We start from the raw sequence: 17,862 nt of genomic DNA on the forward strand, positions 1-17,862 counted from the left end.
TTTCGGGTCGGCATCAGGGCGTACGGCCGCCGGCGTCATCATTGCGATGTACGCACCGGTCCCGACGCGCCCGCGCCCGCCCGTGGGCCAGACTGGGCGGGTGGACCTCCGGCAACTGTCTCGACGCGGATGGCGGGCCGCGGTGGCCTGGCTGCGGGTGGTCACCCCGGGCCAGCCCCGCCTGACGCCCTGGGCATGGGCGGCGGACATCATCCTCGCGCTGGTGCTCGCCGTCGGCGCGGTCAACGGCGCCGCCGAACCCCTCCAGCGGGATCGGCCGGGACCGATCATCGTGTACGGCCCGTTCGACCGGGTCCCGCAGCCGCCCGAGCCGCCCGCGTTCCCGCCCCCGCCGCGGGACGAGCAGCCGGCCGGGGCGCTGCTGGTCGTGGCCGCGCTCACCGCCCTGCCGCTGGCCACCCGGCGGCGCTGGCCGCTCGCGTCGTTCCTGGTCATCGCCGTGTGCGCGTTCCGGGTGTTCCGGATGGACGCCGATCCCACCTGGAGCGTGGCCGCGGCCGTCGTCGCCGCCTACAGCGCCCCGATGTACTCCCGCTACCGCAACCTCGCCCTGGCCAGCGTCGTGGTCGCGGGCGCGCTCGCCGTCAGCAACCTGCAGGAGGACCTGCCGGACGTGCCGCAGGGCCTGGTGCTGTTCCTGATGCTCGCCTCGGTCGGGCTGGCCGCGAACGCCCTGCACACCTGGCGGGTGCGGGCCCGCACCGCCGAACGCGAGCAGGAGGTCGCGGCCCGGCTGGCGGTGGAGCGCGAACGGGCCCGGCTCGCCCGCGAGCTGCACGACGTCGTCACGCACAACGTGAGCGTAATGGTCGTGCAGGCCGGCGCGGCCCGCAAGGTCATGGACGCCCGGCCGGACCAGGCGAAGGAGGCGCTGCTGGCGGTCGAGTCCGGGGGCCGGGCCGCGCTGACCGAGCTGCGGCAGGTCATCGGCCTGCTCACCATCGACGCCGACGGCGAGGACCTCGCCCCGCAGCCGGGCCTGGAGCAGCTGGGGACCCTGGTCGCCCGGGTGCGCGAGACCGGGGTGCCGGTGACCCTCGCCGTCGCCGCGCCCGGCGTGCCGCCCGGGGTCGGGCTGGCCGCGTACCGGGTCGTGCAGGAGGCGCTCACCAACGCGGTCAAGCACGCGGCCGGGGCCGGGGTCGACGTCGTCGTGACGGCCGACGGGCGGATGCTGCGCGTCGACGTGGCCGACACCGGGGGCGAGCCGGTGCCGGGGGCCGCCGGCAGCGGGCGCGGCCTGGCCGGGCTGCGCGAACGCCTCGCCGTCTACGGCGGTACGCTCACCGCCGCCCCGCGCCCGACGGGCGGGTTCCGGGTCGTGGCCGAGATTCCTCTGGGGGCTCCCTCGTGACGGCACCGCCGCGCGTGGTCATCGCGGACGATCAGGCCCTGGTGCGCACCGGGTTCCGGATGATCCTCACCGCCGACGGCATCGACGTGGTCGCCGAGGCCGCCGACGGGGCCGAGGCGGTCGAGGCGGTCCGGCGCACCCGGCCCGACGTGGTGCTCATGGACGTGCGCATGCCCGAGATGGACGGCCTCGAGGCGACCCGGCGCATCCTCGGGGGCGAGCCCGCGGCCGCGCCCCGGGTCGTCATCCTCACCACGTTCGACCTGGACCGCTACGTGTACGCGGCCCTGTCCGCCGGCGCGTCCGGGTTCCTGCTCAAGGACGTGAGCCCCGAGCAGCTCGTGGCGGCCGTGCGGCTGGTGCGGGCCGGGGACGCGCTGCTCGCCCCGGCGATCACGCGGCGGCTCATCGAGCGGTACGCGGCCCGCGACGCGCGCACCGCGACCCTGCACCGCGACCTGTCGGCGCTGACGCCGCGCGAGATCGAGGTGCTGACGCTGCTGGCCCGCGGGCTGAGCAACGCCGAGCTGGCCGGGAGCCTGTTCCTGTCGGACGCCACGGTGAAGACGCACGTGGCCCGGATCCTGTCCAAGCTCGGGCTGCGGGACCGGGCCCAGGCGATCGTGGTGGCCTACGAGACCGGGCTCGTCACGCCGGGAACCTCGGGGCCGGTGGGCGGCTGAGGGTGATGCCGAAGTCGGTGCGGTACGACTCCATCGCCTCGGCCTCGGTGAGCGGCCGCTCGTCGCGCCCCTCGGCGGTGGTGCGGATCAGCCTGTCCCCGGCGAGCGTGATCCGGCCGCCGTCCTCGGTGAGCCGCGAGCAGGTGAGCCGCGTGGTGAAGAACGAGTCCGGGCTGGTCTGCTGGTACCAGCACGTCGGGGCGAAGTCGCTCATGGCGTAGTCGCGGGTGTCGAACCGGTACTCGGGGCCGCCCGGCCCCATGATGTCGAGCTCGTCGCCGTGCGGGACGACCGAGTACTGCCCGCCGGGGTCCTGCTGCGCCTCGGTGGTGTCCAGCCGCAGCGGGTGGTGGGCGAAGCGGCCGTAGCCGACGTCGACCAGCCACGGCACGCCGTCGAGGACCACGCGCAGCGCGAGGTGGTCGAACGGGAAGCCGAACCGCTCGCCGTTCCAGGTGCGGGCCGAGTGCATGGTGACCTCGTAGCCCAGCGCGCGCAGCAGCAGCGCGAACGCGCCGTTGACCTCGTAGCAGAAGCCGCCGCGGCGCCGGGTCACGATCTTGTCGAGCAGGCCCTCGTCGTCGAGCCGGACGGGTTCGCCCAGGCCGATGCTGAGGTTCTCGAACGGTACGGTGCCCAGGTGCGCCCGCTGCAGGGTGCGCAGCGCCGCCAGATCCGCCGCGGCGGGCCGGGCGGCGCCGATCCGCGTCAGGTAGTCGTCCACCCCAGGGACATTAACGCGCCTCGAGCTGTACGTAGTCGAGGTCACCCGCGTAGTAGTCGCAGCCGACGTCGACCTGGTCGCAGTTCGTCTTGCCGCCGATCGACAGCGGCCAGCCGTTGGCGATGGAGCCGGTCCAGCCGGACTTGCGCGCCTCGGTGCGCCCGTCGACGACCAGCGCCAGCCCGTCCCGGGTGCGCTCGCAGCGCACGGTGTGCCAGTCCCCGTCGTTGAGCCGGGTCCGCGAGGAGACGATCAGCGAGCCGTGGTCGCCGCGGAACAGGCACTGCGCGATGCCGCTGGGGATCTGCAGCTTGAAGTTCCCGCCGTCGACGGTCGCCTGGCCCTTCTGCACGATGTTGCCGAAGTGGTACTGCGTGCGCAGCCGGACGGTCACCGCGAAGTCCCGGCTGCCGGGGTTGAGGTCGGCCGCGCTGTTCACGGTCGCGAGGTGGCGCGGGTGGGTCGGCGGGGTGTCGGGCTCGAGACGGGTGAAGCGGTATCCGGTCGCGCCCCGCACCGCGACGCCCGTCTGCACCTCGGAGCCGACGGTGCCGTCGAGGCCGTGGCCGGAGCTGTCGGCCATCGTGCGCGCGCCCGGGCCCTCGTTGAGGTCGTAGCGGGCCACGACGTGCCCCGCGGGGCCCTCGGTGACGGCGCCGGCCCCGGCCGCGGTGGCCACGAGGGTCGCCGCGGTGGTGAAGGTGACGGCGACGGCGTACCGCCCTCGACTGCGCATGGATTCCCCCGCTCGATCGTGATGCGCTTCATCCTAATTGCCCGAAAGATCCGCTGATGCGGACATTGAGCGAGTCGCGCGATGCCCGATCATGGAGGCGTGCGACGCATCGAGCTCCACCGTGATGACGTGACGCTGTCCGGCCTCGTCGGCGGCGATCCCGGCGCCCCGCCGGTCCTGCTGCTGCACGGCCTGGCCGGCTCGGCCGAGGAGCTGCGCCCGACGGCCGCGGCCCTGCTCGCGGCGTTCCGCGTCGTCGCGCTCGACCAGCGCGGCCACGGCCACAGCACCCGCCGCCCCGCGGACCTGTCCCGCCGCGCCTTCGTCGCCGACGCCGCCGCGGCCGTCGAGGAGCTCTGCGGCGGCGGCCCGGTCGCCGTGGCCGGGCAGTCGATGGGCGGGCACACGGCGATGCTGCTGGCGGCGTGGTACCCGCACCTCGTCGGCGGCCTCGTGATGCTGGAGGCGGGCGTGGGCGGCGCGGAGCCGGGCGACGACTACCCGGCGCGCCTGGGCCGCTGGTTCGCCGCGTGGCCGGTGCCGTTCGCCTCGCGCGCGGCGGCGGTGGCGCACCTCGGCGCCACGCCGGCGGCGCACGCGTGGGCCGCGGACCTCGCCGAGGGCGAGGACGGCCTGCGCCCCCGATTCGACGCCGACGTGATGGAGGCGGCGATCGCGCCGGTCGCGGCCGTGGCACGCTGGGACGCGTGGCGCTCGATCACGGCCCCGACGCTGCTGGTCCGCGGCGAGCGCGGCACCTGCCCGCCGGCCGAGGACGAGCGCATGCGCGAGCTGCGGCCGGAGGTGGGCTACGCGGTGATCGAGGGCGCGGGCCACGACGCCCACCTGGACCAGCCGGCCGCGTGGCTGACCCTGCTCCGGGGCGCACTCGGCAGCATGGTATAAAAATACCAGTACAGAAATACCGCACCGGGAGAGGGAAACTGTCGTGATCGAGCTCAAGTCCGCCGAGGAGATCGGCCGGATGGCGGTGACCGGCCAGTTCGTCGGCGAGCTGCTCGCCGAGCTGCGCGGTGTCGCCGCGGTCGGCGTCAACCTGATGGACATCGAGCACCACGCCCGCCGCCGCATCAAGGAGCGCGGCGCCGAGTCCTGCTACTGGGACTATGCCCCCTCGTTCGGCCGCGGCCCGTTCCGCAACGTGCTGTGCCTGTCGGTCAACGACGCGGTGCTGCACGGGCTGCCGCACGACTACGTGCTGCGCGACGGCGACCTGCTCAGCATCGACATGGCGGTCGGCATCGACGGCTGGGTCGCCGACTCCGCGCTCTCCTGCATCGTCGGCACCCCGGACCCGGCCGACCTGAGGCTCATCGAGGCCACCGAGGTCGCGCTGGAGGCGGCGATCACGGCGGCCCAGCCCGGCGGGCGGCTCGGCGACATCTCCGCCGCGATCGGCGAGGTCGCCCACGGCTACGGCTACCGCGTCAACAACGAGTTCGGCGGCCACGGCATCGGCCGGACCATGCACGAGGCCCCGCACGTGGCCAACAACGGCCGCGCCAAGCGGGGCATGAAGCTCGAGCCGGGCCTGACGATCGCCATCGAGCCGTGGCTGTGCCGGTCGACGGACCGGATCAAGTACGACGACGACGGCTGGACGATCCGCTCGGCCGACGGCTCCCGCACCGCCCACTCCGAGCACACCGTGGCCATCACCTCCGCGGGCGCCCAGGTCCTGACCCGCCGGCCGGCCTGAGCCGGCGGGACTTCCGGCCGGCACCCCTCCGGACCGCCCGCCGCGGGCGTGTCAGAGGGCGCATGCCCGCGTCCCGCGTGCCGGCCGCCCAGCGCCTGGCCGGCGCCGGCGCGTGCACGCCCGACGGCGCCCGCATCGCCGTGTTCGACCGGCAAGGGTGCGCCGAAGGCTGCACGAACGCGCAGCGCAACCGGCGGTTCTGGCAGCTGTCGACGCTCGACGTCGCCACCGGTGGCCTCGCGGCGCTCCCCCGGTTCGATCCGATCCCCGGGGCGGCGGCGCGCATGGCGGGCTGGCAGCGCGACGGGACCGCGGTGGTGGTCGCGCTGCGCCGCGGCGGCGGCACGACCCGCCTGCTCCAGCCGGACGGCGTGGACGTCTGGGACATCGACGTCGCGCGCGACCTGGTGCTCGACGGCCGGTTCGGCGGCCCGTCCCCGGCGCCGGCGCCGTTCCCGACCGCGGCCTGGCTCTCCCGGGCGACGCCCACCCCGGCGCTGCTGCTGCCCCTGCTCGCCGGGCTGGTCGTGCGGGCCGTGCGCCGCCGGCGGTCAGTGCCCGGCCACCTCGGTCGAGGCGCGCGGGACCAGCCGGCACGGTAGGGCGCGCTGGCCCGCGATCGGCTCGCCGTTGATCGCGGCCAGGAGCAGCTCGGCGGCGGTGCGGCCGATGCCCTCCAGGTCCATGTCCACGCTCGTCAGCTGGGGCCGGCTCGCCTCCACCATCACGTCCCAGTTGTCGAAGCCGACGAGGGCCACGTCGGCGGGGATGCGGCGGCCGGCCTCGCGCAGCGCCTCGGCCACGCCGCGGGCGATCTGGTCGCTGCCGCAGAACACCGCGTCGAAGCCGGCGCCAGTGGCCGTGGCCGTGGCCGTGCCCGTGGCCGTGGACAGCAGGATCCCGGCGGCCTGGCGGCCCCACGCCTCGCTCCACTCGCCGTGCAGGGTCGGGGTGGCGAGGTCCAGGCCGTGCGCGGCGAGCGTCTCCGCGGTCGCGGCCGCCCGCACGCGGGCCGAGTGGTGGTGCTCGGGGCCGGTGACGTGCGCGATGCGGCGGCGGCCGATGGCCAGCAGGTGCCGCACGGCGCGGCGGGCACCGTCGGCCTCGTCCGGTACGACCGAGCAGTCCTCGGGATTCGAGGAGCTGATGAACGCGTAGACGACCGGCACCGGCAGCCCGGCCGCGATCGGCGGGCGGGCCTGGGTGCGCCGGCCGGTGACGATGATGCCGTCCACCTTGCGGCTCAGCAGGGTGCGCAGATAGTACTGCTCCCGGATCGAGTCGTCGCGGGCGTCGCACAGCAGCACCGAGACCTGCCCGGCGCCGAGGGCGTCCTCCGCGCCGATCATGAGCGGGATGCTGAACCGGCCGATGCTGTCGGTCGTGATCATGCCGACGGTGTAGGTGCGCCCGGTCTGCAGGCCCCGGGCAGCGGCGTTGGCGATGAAGCCGAGCTGGTCGGCGGCCTGCTGCACGCGCAGGCGGGTCTCGGCGCGCAGCGAGCCGCGGCCGTTGAGCGCCTTGGACGCGGTGCCGGTCGAGACCCCGGCCAGGGCCGCCACCTCGCTGATCGTGGCCGGCCGGACGACGTTGCTCAGAACAGCCCCCAAAACGTTGCCGTGCGAGTTTCCGAGTTTCCTTGCGGTGTGACTGTAACGGCGTCTTGACAGCTCGACAAGCCCCTCCTAGCTTCAAGGCAATCGTTTTCCGCGATTTTCCTGACACCCCTCCGAGGAAATCCGCCATGACAGTTTCCGTATCCCGAGCCGCGGCCGCGCTGGCACTGTCCGCCTGCGTCCTGGCCGCCTGCTCGACCACGAGCGGCACCCCCGACAGCGGGCCGGCCACCGGCGGCACCTACACGATCTGGGACCCCTACCCGCAGTTCGACGACGGCGCCGACTGGGTCAAGCTGCTGCGGCAGTGCGGCACCGACGCCGGCGTCACCGTCAAGCGCACCGCCTACGACACGAGCGACCTGACGAACAAGGCGCTGCTCGCCGCCCAGCAGGGCAACTCCCCCGACGTGCTCATCGTCGACAACCCGGTGGTGTCGACCCTCGCCGACGCCGGCGTGCTCACCACCACGGAGGAGATGAAGGTCGACACCGCCGCCGTCGAGCCGAACCTCCTCGCGGCCGGGCAGATCGGCGGCAAGACCTACGGCATCCCGATCGGCGCCAACACCCTCGCGCTGTACTACAACAAGGCGGTGCTGACCGCGGCCGGCGTCGACCCGGCGGGCGTCAAGGACTGGGACACCCTCACCGCGGCCCTGGGCAAGGTGAAGGCGACCGGCAAGAAGGGCATCACGTTCTCGGCCATCGGTACCGAGGAGGGCAGCTTCCAGTTCCTGCCCTGGTTCTGGGGCGCCGGCGCGAACCTCACCAAGCTCGACTCGCCCGAGGGCGTCTCCTCGCTGCAGCTGTGGACGGACTGGCTCAAGAACGGCTACGCGCCCAACTCGGTCATCGGCAACACCCAGACGACGAGCTGGCAGGAGTTCGCGACCGGCCAGTTCGCGTTCGCCGAGAACGGCACGTGGCAGCTGGGCAACGCGAAGAAGGCCGGCTTCGAGTACGGCATCATCCCCATCCCCGCGAAGGCCGGCGGCACCGCGCCCGCCCCGACTGGGGGCGAGTTCGTGACGGCGCCGGTGCAGAAGGACGCCGCGCGGTACACCACCACCCAGCGGCTCATCGCGTGCCTCAGCAGCACCGACAACGCGCTCACGACCGACACGACGCTGTCCTACATCGCGGCCACCGACGCCGTGCAGGCCAAGCAGGTCGCCGGGAACGCCGAGCTGAAGGTCTGGGTCGAGGCGGTCAAGGCCGCCAAGGGCCGCACCAGCGACAACCTCGGCACGAAGTACCCGAAGATCTCCCAGCCGATGTGGACCGCCGTGCAGGCGGCCCTGAGCGGCTCCAAGTCCCCGGCCGACGCCATGGCCGCGGCCGCGAAGTAGATGCATCGCACGCGCGACGGGCGGTGGGCCGCGTGGGCGTTTCTGACGCCCGTCGCGGTCTACCTGCTCGCCTTCTACGCCTACCCGCTGTACCGCAACCTCGACCTGAGCCTGCGCGACTACACCGTGCGCTCCTTCGTGCGGGGCGACGCGCCGTTCACCGGGCTCGGCAACTACGCCACCGTGCTCGGCGACCCGGTGTTCTGGCCGGCGGTCTGGCACACCGCGGCGTTCACCGGCGTCTCGCTGCTGTTCCAGTTCTCCATCGGCATGGCCCTGGCCGTCTTCTTCCACCAGCACTTCCCGCTGTCGGCGACGCTGCGCGCGCTGTTCCTGGTGCCGTGGCTGCTGCCGCTGATCGTCTCGGCGTCGACGTGGTCGTGGATGCTCAACAGCGACTCGGGCATCGTCAACGCGGCGCTGCGCCTGACCGGCGCCGACCCCGTCAACTGGCTCACGTCGCCGGCCTGGTCGCTCGCCTCGGTGACGCTCGCCAACATCTGGATCGGCATCCCGTTCAACCTCGTCGTGGTGTACAGCGGCCTGCAGGCGATCCCGGCCGAGATCTACGAGGCCGCTGCGCTGGACGGATCCCGGCCCTGGAGCACGTTCTGGCGCATCACGTTCCCGCTGCTGCGGCCGGTCTCGGCGATCACGCTGCTGCTCGGGCTCATCTACACGCTCAAGGTCTTCGACATCATCTGGATCATGACCAAGGGCGGGCCGGCGGACGCCTCCACCACCCTCGCGACCTGGTCCTACCGGCTCGGCTTCGGCAACCTGCTCCCCGCGTTCGGCCCGGGCGCGGCCGTGGGCAACCTGCTCATCGTCGTCGCGATGCTCTTCGGCCTCGTCTACATCAGGACCCAGCGATGAGATGCAAGACCGTGATCGGCGTCCTGCTCACCGCCGTGATGCTGTTCCCCGTCTACTGGATGGTGAACGTGTCCCTGACCCGGGACACCGACATGCGCGACGACCCGCCGCACCTGTTCCCGCTGCACGGCACCCTCGAGGGGTACCGCGCGGTCATCGACCAGCAGCTGCCGTACCTGGGCAACAGCCTGCTCATCGGCCTCGGCACCGTGGCCCTCACGGTCGCCGTGTCGGCCCCGGCCGGCTACTCGCTGGCCCGGCTGCGCCCGCCCGGCGGCGGCGTGCTCAGCTTCGTGCTGCTGGTCGCCCAGATGATCCCGAGCATCATCATGGCGATGGGCTTCTACGCCGTCTACCTGCGCCTCGGGGTGCTCAACAGCACGGCCGGGCTGATCCTGGCCGACTCGACGATCGCGGTGCCGTTCGGCGTGCTGATCTTCACCGCGTTCATGTCCGGCATCCCGGCGGAGCTGACCGCCGCGGCCCGGGTCGACGGCGCGGGCCCGTGGCGCACCTTCTGGTCGGTGATCCTGCCGGTGAGCCGCAACGCCGTGGTCACCGTGAGCCTGTTCGCGTTCCTGTGGGCGTGGTCGGACTTCGTGTTCGCCACCACCCTCGACGGCGGCGGCACCCAGCAGCCGATCACCCTCGGCATCTACCACTACATCGGCAACAACAACCAGCAGTGGAACGCCATCATGGCCACCGCGGTGGTCGCCTCCATCCCCGCGACGCTGCTGCTCATCGTGGCCCAGCGGTACGTGGCCGCCGGCGTGACCGCCGGCGCGGTCAAAGACTGAGAACAAGGACCCCGCATGCACACCACCTCCTTCGGCCCCGTCGTGCCCACCGACCGGGCGATCAGCGCGCTGCGCCCCCTGCCCGCCGACGCCGTCCGGTTCGACCCCGGCGGCCTGCTCGGCGGCTGGCAGCGGCGCAACCGCGCGGCCACGCTGCCGCACTGCGTCGAGCAGCTGCACCGGCACGGCAACCTCGACAACCTGCGCCGGGTCACCGGCGACTTCGACGGCCCGCACCGCGGCTACTGGTTCGCCGACACCGACGTGCACAAGACGCTCGAGGCCGCGCTGTGGGACGGCGGGTTCCCGTCGTTCGTGGCCGAGACCGCGCAGCTGCTGGCGAAGGCCCAGGATCCCGACGGTTATCTGGTGTCGTACTTCCAGGCCGGCGAGCGCCACCGCCAGTGGGCGGAGCTGCCGTCCAGCCACGAGATGTACACCGCCGGCCACCTCGTGCAGGCGGCCGTCGCCGGGGCCCGCCGCGCCCCGCACGACCCGGCGGCCCAGCAGCTGCTCGCGGTCGCGCGCCGCTTCGCCGACCTGCTCGTCGAGCGCTTCGGGGCCGGCGGCGAGGAGGCGGTGGACGGCCACCCCGAGGTCGAGACCGCGCTCGTCGAGCTGTTCCGGGTCACCGGGCACCGGCCCTACCTGCAGCTCGCCGCCGTGCTCGTGGAGCGCCGCGGGCACGGGCTGCTGGGCCCGGAGAGCCGCTTCGGCCAGCGCGCCTACTACCAGGACCACGTGCCGGTGCGCGACGCCACCGAGGTCACCGGGCACGTCGTGCGGCAGGTGTACCTCCTCGCCGGCGCCGTCGACGTGGCCGTCGAGACCGGCGACAGCACGCTGCTGCGGGCCGCCGAGCGCCTGTGGGACTCGGCGCTGGAGTCCAAGACCTACCTCACCGGCGGGCAGGGCTCCCGGCATCGCGACGAGGCCTTCGGCGACCCGTACGAGCTGCCGCCGGACCGCGCCTACGCCGAGACGTGCGCCGCGATCGGCTCCTTCCACTGGGCCTGGCGGCTGCTGCTGGCCACCGGCCGCGCCCGCTACGCCGACGAGATGGAGCGGCTGCTGTTCAACGGCATCGCCGCCAGCACCGCGCAGTCCGGCACCGCGTTCTTCTACTCCAACCCGCTGCAGCTGCGCACCGGGCACGACGGCTCGGACGAGGACGCCCCGGGGGCGCGGCTGCCGTGGTACCGCTGCGCCTGCTGCCCGCCGAACCTCGCGCGGCTCATGGCGTCGCTGCACACCTACGCGGCCACCGGCGGCGAGCACGGCCTGCAGCTGCACCTGTACGCCCCCGGCACCTGCACCGCCGGGGGCCACACGATCTCCGTGGCCACCGAGTACCCCTGGGACGAGACCGTCACGCTGACGTTCACGCAGGCCACCGGCGATCCCTGGACGCTCACCCTGCGCGTGCCCTCGTGGTGCGCCGGCGCCCGCGTGAGCGTCAACGGCGCGCCCCTGTCCTTCGTGGAGGACGGGTGGGTCCGTCTCGAACGCGTCTGGAAAGCCGGGGACCGCGTCGAGCTCGTCCTGCCGATGCCGCCCCGGCTCGTGCGCCCCCACCCGCGGGTCGACGCCGTGCGGGGCACCGCCGCCCTCGCCCGCGGCCCGATCGTCTACTGCCTCGAGCACGCCGACGTGCCCGGCCGCTACTTCGAAGACCTCTACCTCGACCCCGAGGCCCCGATCGAGCTGCGGCGCGACCACCCGCTCACCCCGGTCGCGCTGTCCGTGCGGGACTTCGCGGCCCTCGTCCCCTATTTCCTGTGGGCAAACCGCGGCCCCGGACCCATGCGGGTCTGGATTCCGCTCCTCCCATAAACCCCCCGAGGTGATGCAGTGCGCATCCTGCGCGTCCGAACAGCCGCCGCCACGGCGATCCTGACCACCCTCGTCACCACCGGCGTCCTCGCCGGCCCGGCCCACGCGGCCGGTAACACCCTCACCGTCAACGTCGGCACCGTCGTGCGGCCCGTCACCCAGGTCGCGTCGGGCGGCCTCTACGGCGTCGACACCGGCACCAAGCCGCCCCTGGCCCAGCTGTACCCGCTGCGGATGAACCACTTCACCCAGCCCCCGCCCGGCGGGCAGCAGCTCGGCAACGGCGCCACCCAGCCCTGCTGCGACGGCCTGCAGGTCGCGGGCAAGGTGACCAGCGCCGGCGCGCGGCAGTTCTACCGGCTGCCGGACATCTACCCGAACTTCCCGTACCGCTGGGTCAGCTGGGCGGACTGGGAGTCGAAGGTCCGCACCATAGTGCAGGCGCGGGTCAACGCGACCGGCGTGACCAACGTCGACGGCTACGAGCTGTGGAACGAGCCCGACTGGACGTGGAACACCGCCGCGGCGGGCTCGTTCAACGCCGGCTGGACCCGCACCTTCCAGCTCGTGCGGTCGCTGGACACCGTGACCCCGATCGTCGGCCCGAGCCACTCGAGCTACAGCCACGCCTGGATGGTGGACTTCCTCACCAACGCGAAGAACACGGACACGGTGCCGGACGTGGTGGTCTGGCACGAGCTGGGCAACGACAGCTACCTCAACGTCGGCGCGCACGTGGCCGACTACCGGGCGATCGAGTCGTCGCTGGGCATCTCCCCGCGGCCGATCTCGATCAACGAATACGCCTCGCCGAGCCAGGTCGACATCCCGAGCGTGGCCGTGCACTACATGGCGGTCTTCGAGCGCTACGGCATCCGCGACGCCGAGCGCGCGTACTGGTACGAGGCCGGCACGCTCAACGGGCTGCTCCACAACAACGCGCCGACGGCGTCCTACTGGGCCTACAAGTGGTACGGCGACATGGCCGGCAACATCGTGCAGACGGTGCCGGGCTCCTGGCTGGAGGGGGTCGCCGCCTACGACCCGACCCGCAGGTTCGTCAACCTCGTCCTCGGCGGCGACAGCGGCAACAACACCGTGCGCGTCACCGGCCTGGGCGCACTCGGCTCCCAGGTGCGCGTGACGCTCTCACGCACGGGCACGACCGGCCGCACCACGAACCAGAGCGCGCCGACGACGGTGTCCACCGCCACCTACACCGTCTCCGGCGGCGCGATCAGCGTGCCGGTGAACGGGATGGACGCGTCGGCCGCCTACCAGCTGCTCATCACGCCCACGTCGGGGATCGCGACCTGGCAGCAGCGGTACGAGGCCGAGAACGCGGCGGTCGTCAACGCCAACCGGTTGTCGTCCTCCTCGGCGTCGGCGGGTGGCTACGTCGGGCAGATCGACGGCTCGGCCAACAGCCGCAACGACGCGTTCGTGGACTTCATCGTGAACGTCCCGCAGACCCGGGCGTACACGATGAACATCCGCTACGCGAACGGCACGGGCGCGACCGCGACGCAGGGGCTGGCGTACAACGGCGGCGCCTGGTCGACGGTCAGCTACCCGGCGACGGGCGCGTGGGGCTCGTTCGGCGCGTCCGTGAACGTGCCGGTCTCGCTCAACGCCGGGTACAACACCATCCGCCTCGCGAAGGGCGCGCCGTCCTTCGCGGGGGGCACCGGCTACGCCGAGCTGGACGCGATCACGCTGTCGTGAGGTTGGGGCGCTCCGGCCCGTCACCGGAGCGCCCGTTCACTTCTGGGCCGCGATCTGGATCAGGTTGCCGCAGGTGTCGTCGAACACCGCGGTGGTCACCGGCCCCATGTCGGTCGGCGGCTGGGTGAACACCACGCCGGCGGCGACCAGCCGGTCGTACTCGGCCTGGACGTCCTCGACCGCGAAGGACGTCCACGGGATCCCGTCGCTGACCAGGGCCTCGCGGAACGGCGCGACGGCCGGGTGCCCGGAGGGCTCCAGGACGAGCTCGACCCCGTCGGGCTGGTCGGCGGAGACGACGGTGAGCCAGCTGACGCCGTCGCCCATGGGAATGTCGGTCTTCTTCACGAAGCCGAGGATCTCGGTGTAGAAGCGCAGGGCGGCGGCCTGGTCGGTCACGAACACGCTCGCCAGGTTGATTCGGATCGTCACCCCGACAGCATAGGCAAGTCGCGGCTTGCCTATCAAGCCCGGCACACTTCCGATGCATGACGACGCCGTTCACGCTGACGTTCGACTGCGCCGCGCCCGGCGCGCTGGCCGCCTTCTGGTGCGAGGCCCTCGGCTACGTCCCGGCCGCCCCGCCCGCCGGGTTCGACAGCTGGGAGCAGTGGCTGATCCGCTTCGAGGTGCCCGAGGACGAGTGGGACGACGGCGCCGCGATCGAGGACCCGGGCGGCGCCGGCCCGCGGATCTCGTTCCTGAAGGTGCCGGAGCCGAAGACCGCGAAGAACCGCATCCACCTCGACGTGCAGGTCGGCGGCGGCCGGGCGACCCCGTGGGAGGAGCGCTGGCCGAAGGTCCGGGCCAAGGCCGACCGGCTGATCGCGGCCGGCGCGACCGAGCAGGCCGTGTTCGACCTCGAGGGGCGCCCCGACCACGTCGTGCTCCTCGACCCGGAGGGCAACGAGCTCTGCGTCGTGTGAACGTCATCCGCCCGTACCCCCTTCGATAGACGCCCGTCACTGCCGGGGTCGAGGGTCGGGTCCATGACGATCACTCGCCGGGCCTCCCTGGCCCTCGCGGCGGCGCTGCTGGCAAGCGTCGCCATCGGCACGCCGGCACCGGCCGCGCCCGCGGCGGCCTGGGAACGGTCGCTCGGCCTGGCCAACGCCACCAACTTCCGCGACGTGGGCGGCTACGCCACCGCCGACGGGCACACCGTGCGCACCGGCGTGGTGTTCCGCTCCAACAAGCTGTCCAACCTGACCGCCGCCGAGTGGCAGACCGTCGTCGCGCACGGGATCACCCGCGACGTCGACCTGCGCAACGCCGTCGAGCGCTCCGACGAGCCGGACCACGCGCCGGCCGGGGTGGCCTACCAGGTCGCCGACGTCGCGTCGCTCGGCCACGGCATCCGCTTCCACGACAACGCGGCGCTGACCCTGGCGGCGGCGATCGCGGCCGGGCTGCTCTCGGGCTCCTCCGACCTCGGCCAGTCGATCGGCTACCCGTTCATGGTGAACTTCGTGGGCGCCGACTACGCCTTCCGCGACACGCTGCGCGCGGTCGCGACGAACACCTCGGGCGGGGTGGTGTACCACTGCTCGGCCGGCAAGGACCGCACCGGCTGGGCGACGGCGGTGCTGCTGACCCTGCTGGGCGTGCCCATGGCGACGGTCGAGGCCGACTTCCTGCTGAGCAACACCTACCTGGGCCGCCCGGACGCGGTGCAGGTGGCGTGGCTGCGGGCCGCGTTCGCCGAGATGCAGCACATCCACGGCGGCTTCGACGCCTACCTGCACAGCGGCCTCATGCTCACCGACGCCGACATCGCCGCCATCAAGGCGCGCCTGCTGGTCTGACCCCCGGTCGCGCGTCGAGCCCAGGGCCGCCCGCCGGCTGGCCCGCGGTGGCCCACCCGGCCCGGGCACCCGCCCACAGCGTGAGCGGGTGCCCGGGCGCTCTCGGATCGCGGGCGCCCGGGAGCCGCGAGCCTACGAGACGGTGCAGGCGGCGCCGTTCAGCGTGAAGGACGCCGGGCGGGCGTTGGCGCCGGTGTAGGTCGCGTTGAAGCCCGCCGACTGCGACGCGCCCGGGGCCAGGGTGCCGTTCCACGCCTCGCTCTTCGCGGTCACCGCCGCGCCCGACTGCGTCCACGTCGCCGACCAGCCCTGGGACACCTTCTGGTTGCCCGGGAAGGCGAAGCCCAGCGTCCAGCCGTTGATCGTGGTGCTGCCCGTGTTCTTCACCGACACGGTGCCGGTGAAGCCGCCACCCCAGTCGTTCACCGAGTACGTCACGGCGCACGCGGCCGACGGCGGCGGCGTGCTCGGCGGCGGCGTGGTCGTGGCCGGCGGCGTGGTCACCGTCGCCGCGGCCGAGGCCGGGCCCGCGCGGCCCGCCGCGTCGAGCGCCACCACGGTGTAGGACGTGGTCGTGTCCGGGGTCAGGCCGGTCAGCGGGTAGGACGTCGAGGCGACCGTCGCCAGCAGCGTGTCGCCACGGTAGACGCGGTAGGACACCGCCGCCGTGCCCGTCGTCGGGGCGCTCCAGGTCAGCGTGGCCGAGGTGCTGGTCACGGCCGAGACCGCGGGGGTGCCCGGCTGGCCCGGCCCGCTCGGCGGGGGCGTCGCGGCATACGTCAGGCCGTAGCCGTAGGCGAACAGCGGGGTCTTGCCGTCGCCGTCGTTGATCGGCTCCTGCGACGCGGACTGCATCCACGTCATCGGCAGCTTGCCCGTCGGCGCGTAGTCGCCGAAGAGCACGTCGGCCACGCCGGCGCCCTCGGTGCCGGGCAGCCACGCGGCGAGCAGGCCGCTCCAGTCCGGCAGCTGCGCGGCGATGTCCAGCGGGCGGCCGGAGACCAGCACGACCACCACGGGCACGCCGGAGGCCTTGAGGGTGTTGAGGGTCGCGAGGTCGGTCGCGTCGAGGCCGAGCGAGTTCGGGCGGTCGCCCTGGCCCTCGGCGTAGGGCGTCTCCCCGATCACCGCGACGGCGACGTTGTAGCTGCGGTCGATGCCGGAGCCCGACGCGTTGTACGTCACCGTCGCCGACGACCCGGCCGAGGCGCGGATGCCCTGCAGGATCGTGGTGCCCGGCGTCGTGTTGCCGGACGCGCCCTGCCAGCTGACCGTCCAGCCGCCGCTCTGCAGCCCGATGTTGTCGGCGCTCTTGCCGGCCACGAAGATCCTGCCGCCCTTGGCCAGCGGCAGCACCCCGGTGTTCTTGAGCAGCACCTGCGACTCGCGCACGGCCTGCCGGGCGACGCCGCGGTGCGCGGTGCTGCCGACGGTGCCGGTCAGGGTCCGGTCGGCGAACGGGTGCTCGAAGAGCCCGAACTCGAACTTCTTCGTGAGAATCCGGCGCACCGCGTCGTCGATGCGCGCCGTGGTGACCCGCCCGGCCAGGACCTCGCCGCGCAGCACGTCGATGAACTGCTTCCACGCGCTCGTCACCATCACCATGTCGATGCCCGCGTTGACGGCCCGGCGGACCTCGGAGGCGGTGAAGCCCTCGCCGCCCTCGATCTGGTCGATGCCGTTCCAGTCGGACACGACGAACCCGTCGAAGCCCAGCTCGCCCTTCAGCACGCCGTTGAGCAGGTAGTCGTTGCCGTGCAGCTTCTGGCCGTTGAACGAGGAGAAGGAGACCATCACCGAGGCGACGTGCCGGCGGATCGCCTCCTGGAACGGCGGCAGGTGCACGGCCCGCAGCTCCGCCTCGGAGATCTGGGTGTCGCCCTGGTCGACGCCGCCGGTGGTGCCGCCGTCGCCGACGTAGTGCTTGGCCGTGGCGAGCACGCCGCCGGACTGGTATCCGTCGATGATCGTCGCCATCGACACGGGCAGCTCGGGCTTCTCCCCGAACGACTCGTAGGTGCGGCCCCAGCGGTCGTTGCGCGCCACGCACAGGCAGGGCGAGAACGTCCAGTGCACGCCGGTGCCCTTGACCTCGTCGGCGGTGGCCCGGCCGACCTGCTGCGCGAGGGCGGGGTCACGGGTGGCGCCGAGGCCGATGTTGTGTGGGAAGATCGTGGCGCCGACGACGTTGTTGTGCCCGTGCACCGCGTCCGAGCCGTAGAGGATCGGGATCTTCAGCGGGGTGGCGAGGGCGCCGCGCTGGAAATTGTCGGTCATGTCGGCCCAGGCGCTCGCGGTGTTCGGCGAGGGGGCGGAGCCGCCGCCGGAGAGGATCGAGCCGAGCCGGTAGTTCGTCACGTCGGCGGCGGTCGCGGAGCCGCGCTCGGCCTGGGTCATCTGCCCGAGCTTCTCGTCGAGGCTCATCCGCGCCATCAGGTCCGCGACGCGCTGTGCGACGGGCAGGCTCGGGTCGAGGTAGGGCTCGGCGGCCGCGGCCGGCAGCACGCCGACGAGCGTGGCGGCGGCGACCGCGGCGGCGGCGAGGGCGGCGATGAGGGCTGGGCGGCGCATGCCCGGACAGTAGGCCGGGGGTACGACAGTTTTGCGCCGGCTGGTC

Annotated in this window: 17 protein-coding genes; 12 read left to right on the forward strand and 5 right to left on the reverse strand. The window is 73.2% G+C overall.

The window, feature by feature from the left end; genetic code table 11:
• Positions 1-100: 100 nt before the first annotated feature.
• Positions 101-1,375 (forward strand): sensor histidine kinase, encoded by a 1,275-nt coding sequence (locus ACQP1P_RS24960; protein ID WP_433073095.1) that lies wholly within the window; start codon positions 101-103, stop codon positions 1,373-1,375.
• Between the two features lie 59 nt (positions 1,376-1,434).
• Entirely contained in the window at positions 1,435-2,058 is a 624-nt protein-coding gene (locus ACQP1P_RS24965) for a response regulator (protein ID WP_433090123.1), read from the forward strand.
• Here ACQP1P_RS24965 and ACQP1P_RS24970 read toward each other — a convergent pair.
• Entirely contained in the window at positions 2,024-2,782 is a 759-nt protein-coding gene (locus tag ACQP1P_RS24970) for an arylamine N-acetyltransferase family protein (protein ID WP_433073098.1), read from the reverse strand. The genes ACQP1P_RS24965 and ACQP1P_RS24970 overlap by 35 nt on opposite strands.
• A 10-nt stretch (positions 2,783-2,792) precedes the next feature.
• Positions 2,793-3,518: a LamG domain-containing protein gene (locus ACQP1P_RS24975; RefSeq protein WP_433073101.1), complete on the reverse strand. Its 726-nt coding sequence runs from the start codon at positions 3,516-3,518 to the stop codon at positions 2,793-2,795.
• A gap of 99 nt (positions 3,519-3,617) precedes the next feature.
• Here ACQP1P_RS24975 and ACQP1P_RS24980 point away from each other — a divergent pair, with 99 nt between their 5' ends.
• The 3 genes from ACQP1P_RS24980 (at position 3,618) to ACQP1P_RS24990 (ending at position 5,840) form a co-directional block, all read left to right on the forward strand.
• Complete coding sequence (locus ACQP1P_RS24980) at positions 3,618-4,424, forward strand: alpha/beta fold hydrolase (protein WP_433073104.1); 807 nt, start codon at positions 3,618-3,620, stop codon at positions 4,422-4,424.
• A gap of 43 nt (positions 4,425-4,467) precedes the next feature.
• The gene (gene map, locus ACQP1P_RS24985; RefSeq protein WP_433073106.1) at positions 4,468-5,238 is read left to right on the forward strand and encodes a type I methionyl aminopeptidase; all 771 of its coding nucleotides are present in this window, start codon (positions 4,468-4,470) and stop codon (positions 5,236-5,238) included.
• 62 nt (positions 5,239-5,300) lie between these two features.
• A complete protein-coding gene (locus ACQP1P_RS24990; protein ID WP_433073109.1) occupies positions 5,301-5,840 on the forward strand; it encodes a hypothetical protein in 540 nt (179 codons plus the stop codon).
• Here ACQP1P_RS24990 and ACQP1P_RS24995 read toward each other — a convergent pair.
• A complete protein-coding gene (locus ACQP1P_RS24995) occupies positions 5,790-6,848 on the reverse strand; it encodes a LacI family DNA-binding transcriptional regulator (protein WP_433073112.1) in 1,059 nt (352 codons plus the stop codon). The two genes, ACQP1P_RS24990 and ACQP1P_RS24995, sit on opposite strands and share 51 nt — an antisense overlap.
• Before the next feature lie 134 nt (positions 6,849-6,982).
• Between ACQP1P_RS24995 and ACQP1P_RS25000 the strand changes: the two genes are divergently transcribed.
• Genes ACQP1P_RS25000 through ACQP1P_RS25020 form a run of 5 tightly spaced genes read left to right on the forward strand, consistent with a single transcriptional unit; the run spans position 6,983 to position 13,440 of the window.
• Positions 6,983-8,206 carry a sugar ABC transporter substrate-binding protein gene (locus tag ACQP1P_RS25000; protein WP_433073115.1) on the forward strand — a complete coding sequence of 408 codons (1,224 nt, stop codon included), beginning with the start codon at positions 6,983-6,985 and terminating at the stop codon, positions 8,204-8,206.
• A complete protein-coding gene (locus ACQP1P_RS25005; RefSeq protein ID WP_433073118.1) occupies positions 8,207-9,082 on the forward strand; it encodes a carbohydrate ABC transporter permease in 876 nt (291 codons plus the stop codon). It begins immediately after the preceding gene.
• Positions 9,079-9,882 carry a carbohydrate ABC transporter permease gene (locus tag ACQP1P_RS25010; protein ID WP_433073121.1) on the forward strand — a complete coding sequence of 268 codons (804 nt, stop codon included), beginning with the start codon at positions 9,079-9,081 and terminating at the stop codon, positions 9,880-9,882. The genes ACQP1P_RS25005 and ACQP1P_RS25010 overlap by 4 nt, the downstream gene beginning before the upstream one ends.
• Before the next feature lie 15 nt (positions 9,883-9,897).
• Positions 9,898-11,715: a glycoside hydrolase family 127 protein gene (locus tag ACQP1P_RS25015; RefSeq protein ID WP_433073124.1), complete on the forward strand. Its 1,818-nt coding sequence runs from the start codon at positions 9,898-9,900 to the stop codon at positions 11,713-11,715.
• Positions 11,716-11,733: 18 nt separating this feature from the next.
• On the forward strand, positions 11,734-13,440 hold the full coding sequence (locus ACQP1P_RS25020) for a CBM35 domain-containing protein (RefSeq protein WP_433073127.1): 1,707 nt from the start codon (positions 11,734-11,736) through the stop codon (positions 13,438-13,440).
• A 36-nt stretch (positions 13,441-13,476) separates the two neighbouring features.
• Here ACQP1P_RS25020 and ACQP1P_RS25025 read toward each other — a convergent pair whose 3' ends face one another.
• A complete protein-coding gene (locus ACQP1P_RS25025) occupies positions 13,477-13,866 on the reverse strand; it encodes a VOC family protein (protein ID WP_433090125.1) in 390 nt (129 codons plus the stop codon).
• Positions 13,867-13,928: 62 nt separating this feature from the next.
• On the opposite strand from ACQP1P_RS25025, the gene ACQP1P_RS25030 reads away from it, so the two are divergent.
• Together ACQP1P_RS25030 and ACQP1P_RS25035 are read left to right on the forward strand one after the other, a co-directional pair.
• Complete coding sequence (locus tag ACQP1P_RS25030) at positions 13,929-14,366, forward strand: VOC family protein (RefSeq protein ID WP_433073130.1); 438 nt, start codon at positions 13,929-13,931, stop codon at positions 14,364-14,366.
• A gap of 63 nt (positions 14,367-14,429) precedes the next feature.
• Positions 14,430-15,245: a tyrosine-protein phosphatase gene (locus tag ACQP1P_RS25035; RefSeq protein ID WP_433073132.1), complete on the forward strand. Its 816-nt coding sequence runs from the start codon at positions 14,430-14,432 to the stop codon at positions 15,243-15,245.
• A 132-nt stretch (positions 15,246-15,377) separates the two neighbouring features.
• On the opposite strand, the gene ACQP1P_RS25040 is transcribed toward ACQP1P_RS25035, so the two are convergent.
• A complete protein-coding gene (locus ACQP1P_RS25040) occupies positions 15,378-17,816 on the reverse strand; it encodes a glycoside hydrolase family 3 N-terminal domain-containing protein (protein ID WP_433073134.1) in 2,439 nt (812 codons plus the stop codon).
• Between the last annotated feature and the right edge of the window lie 46 nt (positions 17,817-17,862).

It is taken from the genome of Dactylosporangium sp. CA-052675, from assembly GCF_050947935.1.
Taxonomy (GTDB): Bacteria; Actinomycetota; Actinomycetes; order Mycobacteriales; family Micromonosporaceae; genus Dactylosporangium.

Bases quoted from the DNA above. Each gene is read 5' to 3' on its own strand.
- ACQP1P_RS24965 (WP_433090123.1), top strand. From the start codon at position 1,435: ATGATCCTCACCGCCGACGGCATCGACGTGGTCGCCGAGGCCGCCGAC.
- ACQP1P_RS24975 (WP_433073101.1), bottom strand. From the start codon at position 3,518: ATGCGCAGTCGAGGGCGGTACGCCGTCGCCGTCACCTTCACCACCGCG.
- ACQP1P_RS24990 (WP_433073109.1), top strand. From the start codon at position 5,301: ATGCCCGCGTCCCGCGTGCCGGCCGCCCAGCGCCTGGCCGGCGCCGGC.
- ACQP1P_RS25000 (WP_433073115.1), top strand. From the start codon at position 6,983: ATGACAGTTTCCGTATCCCGAGCCGCGGCCGCGCTGGCACTGTCCGCC.
- ACQP1P_RS25005 (WP_433073118.1), top strand. From the start codon at position 8,207: ATGCATCGCACGCGCGACGGGCGGTGGGCCGCGTGGGCGTTTCTGACG.
- ACQP1P_RS25010 (WP_433073121.1), top strand. From the start codon at position 9,079: ATGAGATGCAAGACCGTGATCGGCGTCCTGCTCACCGCCGTGATGCTG.
- ACQP1P_RS25015 (WP_433073124.1), top strand. From the start codon at position 9,898: ATGCACACCACCTCCTTCGGCCCCGTCGTGCCCACCGACCGGGCGATC.
- ACQP1P_RS25030 (WP_433073130.1), top strand. From the start codon at position 13,929: ATGACGACGCCGTTCACGCTGACGTTCGACTGCGCCGCGCCCGGCGCG.
- ACQP1P_RS25035 (WP_433073132.1), top strand. From the start codon at position 14,430: ATGACGATCACTCGCCGGGCCTCCCTGGCCCTCGCGGCGGCGCTGCTG.
- ACQP1P_RS25040 (WP_433073134.1), bottom strand. From the start codon at position 17,816: ATGCGCCGCCCAGCCCTCATCGCCGCCCTCGCCGCCGCCGCGGTCGCC.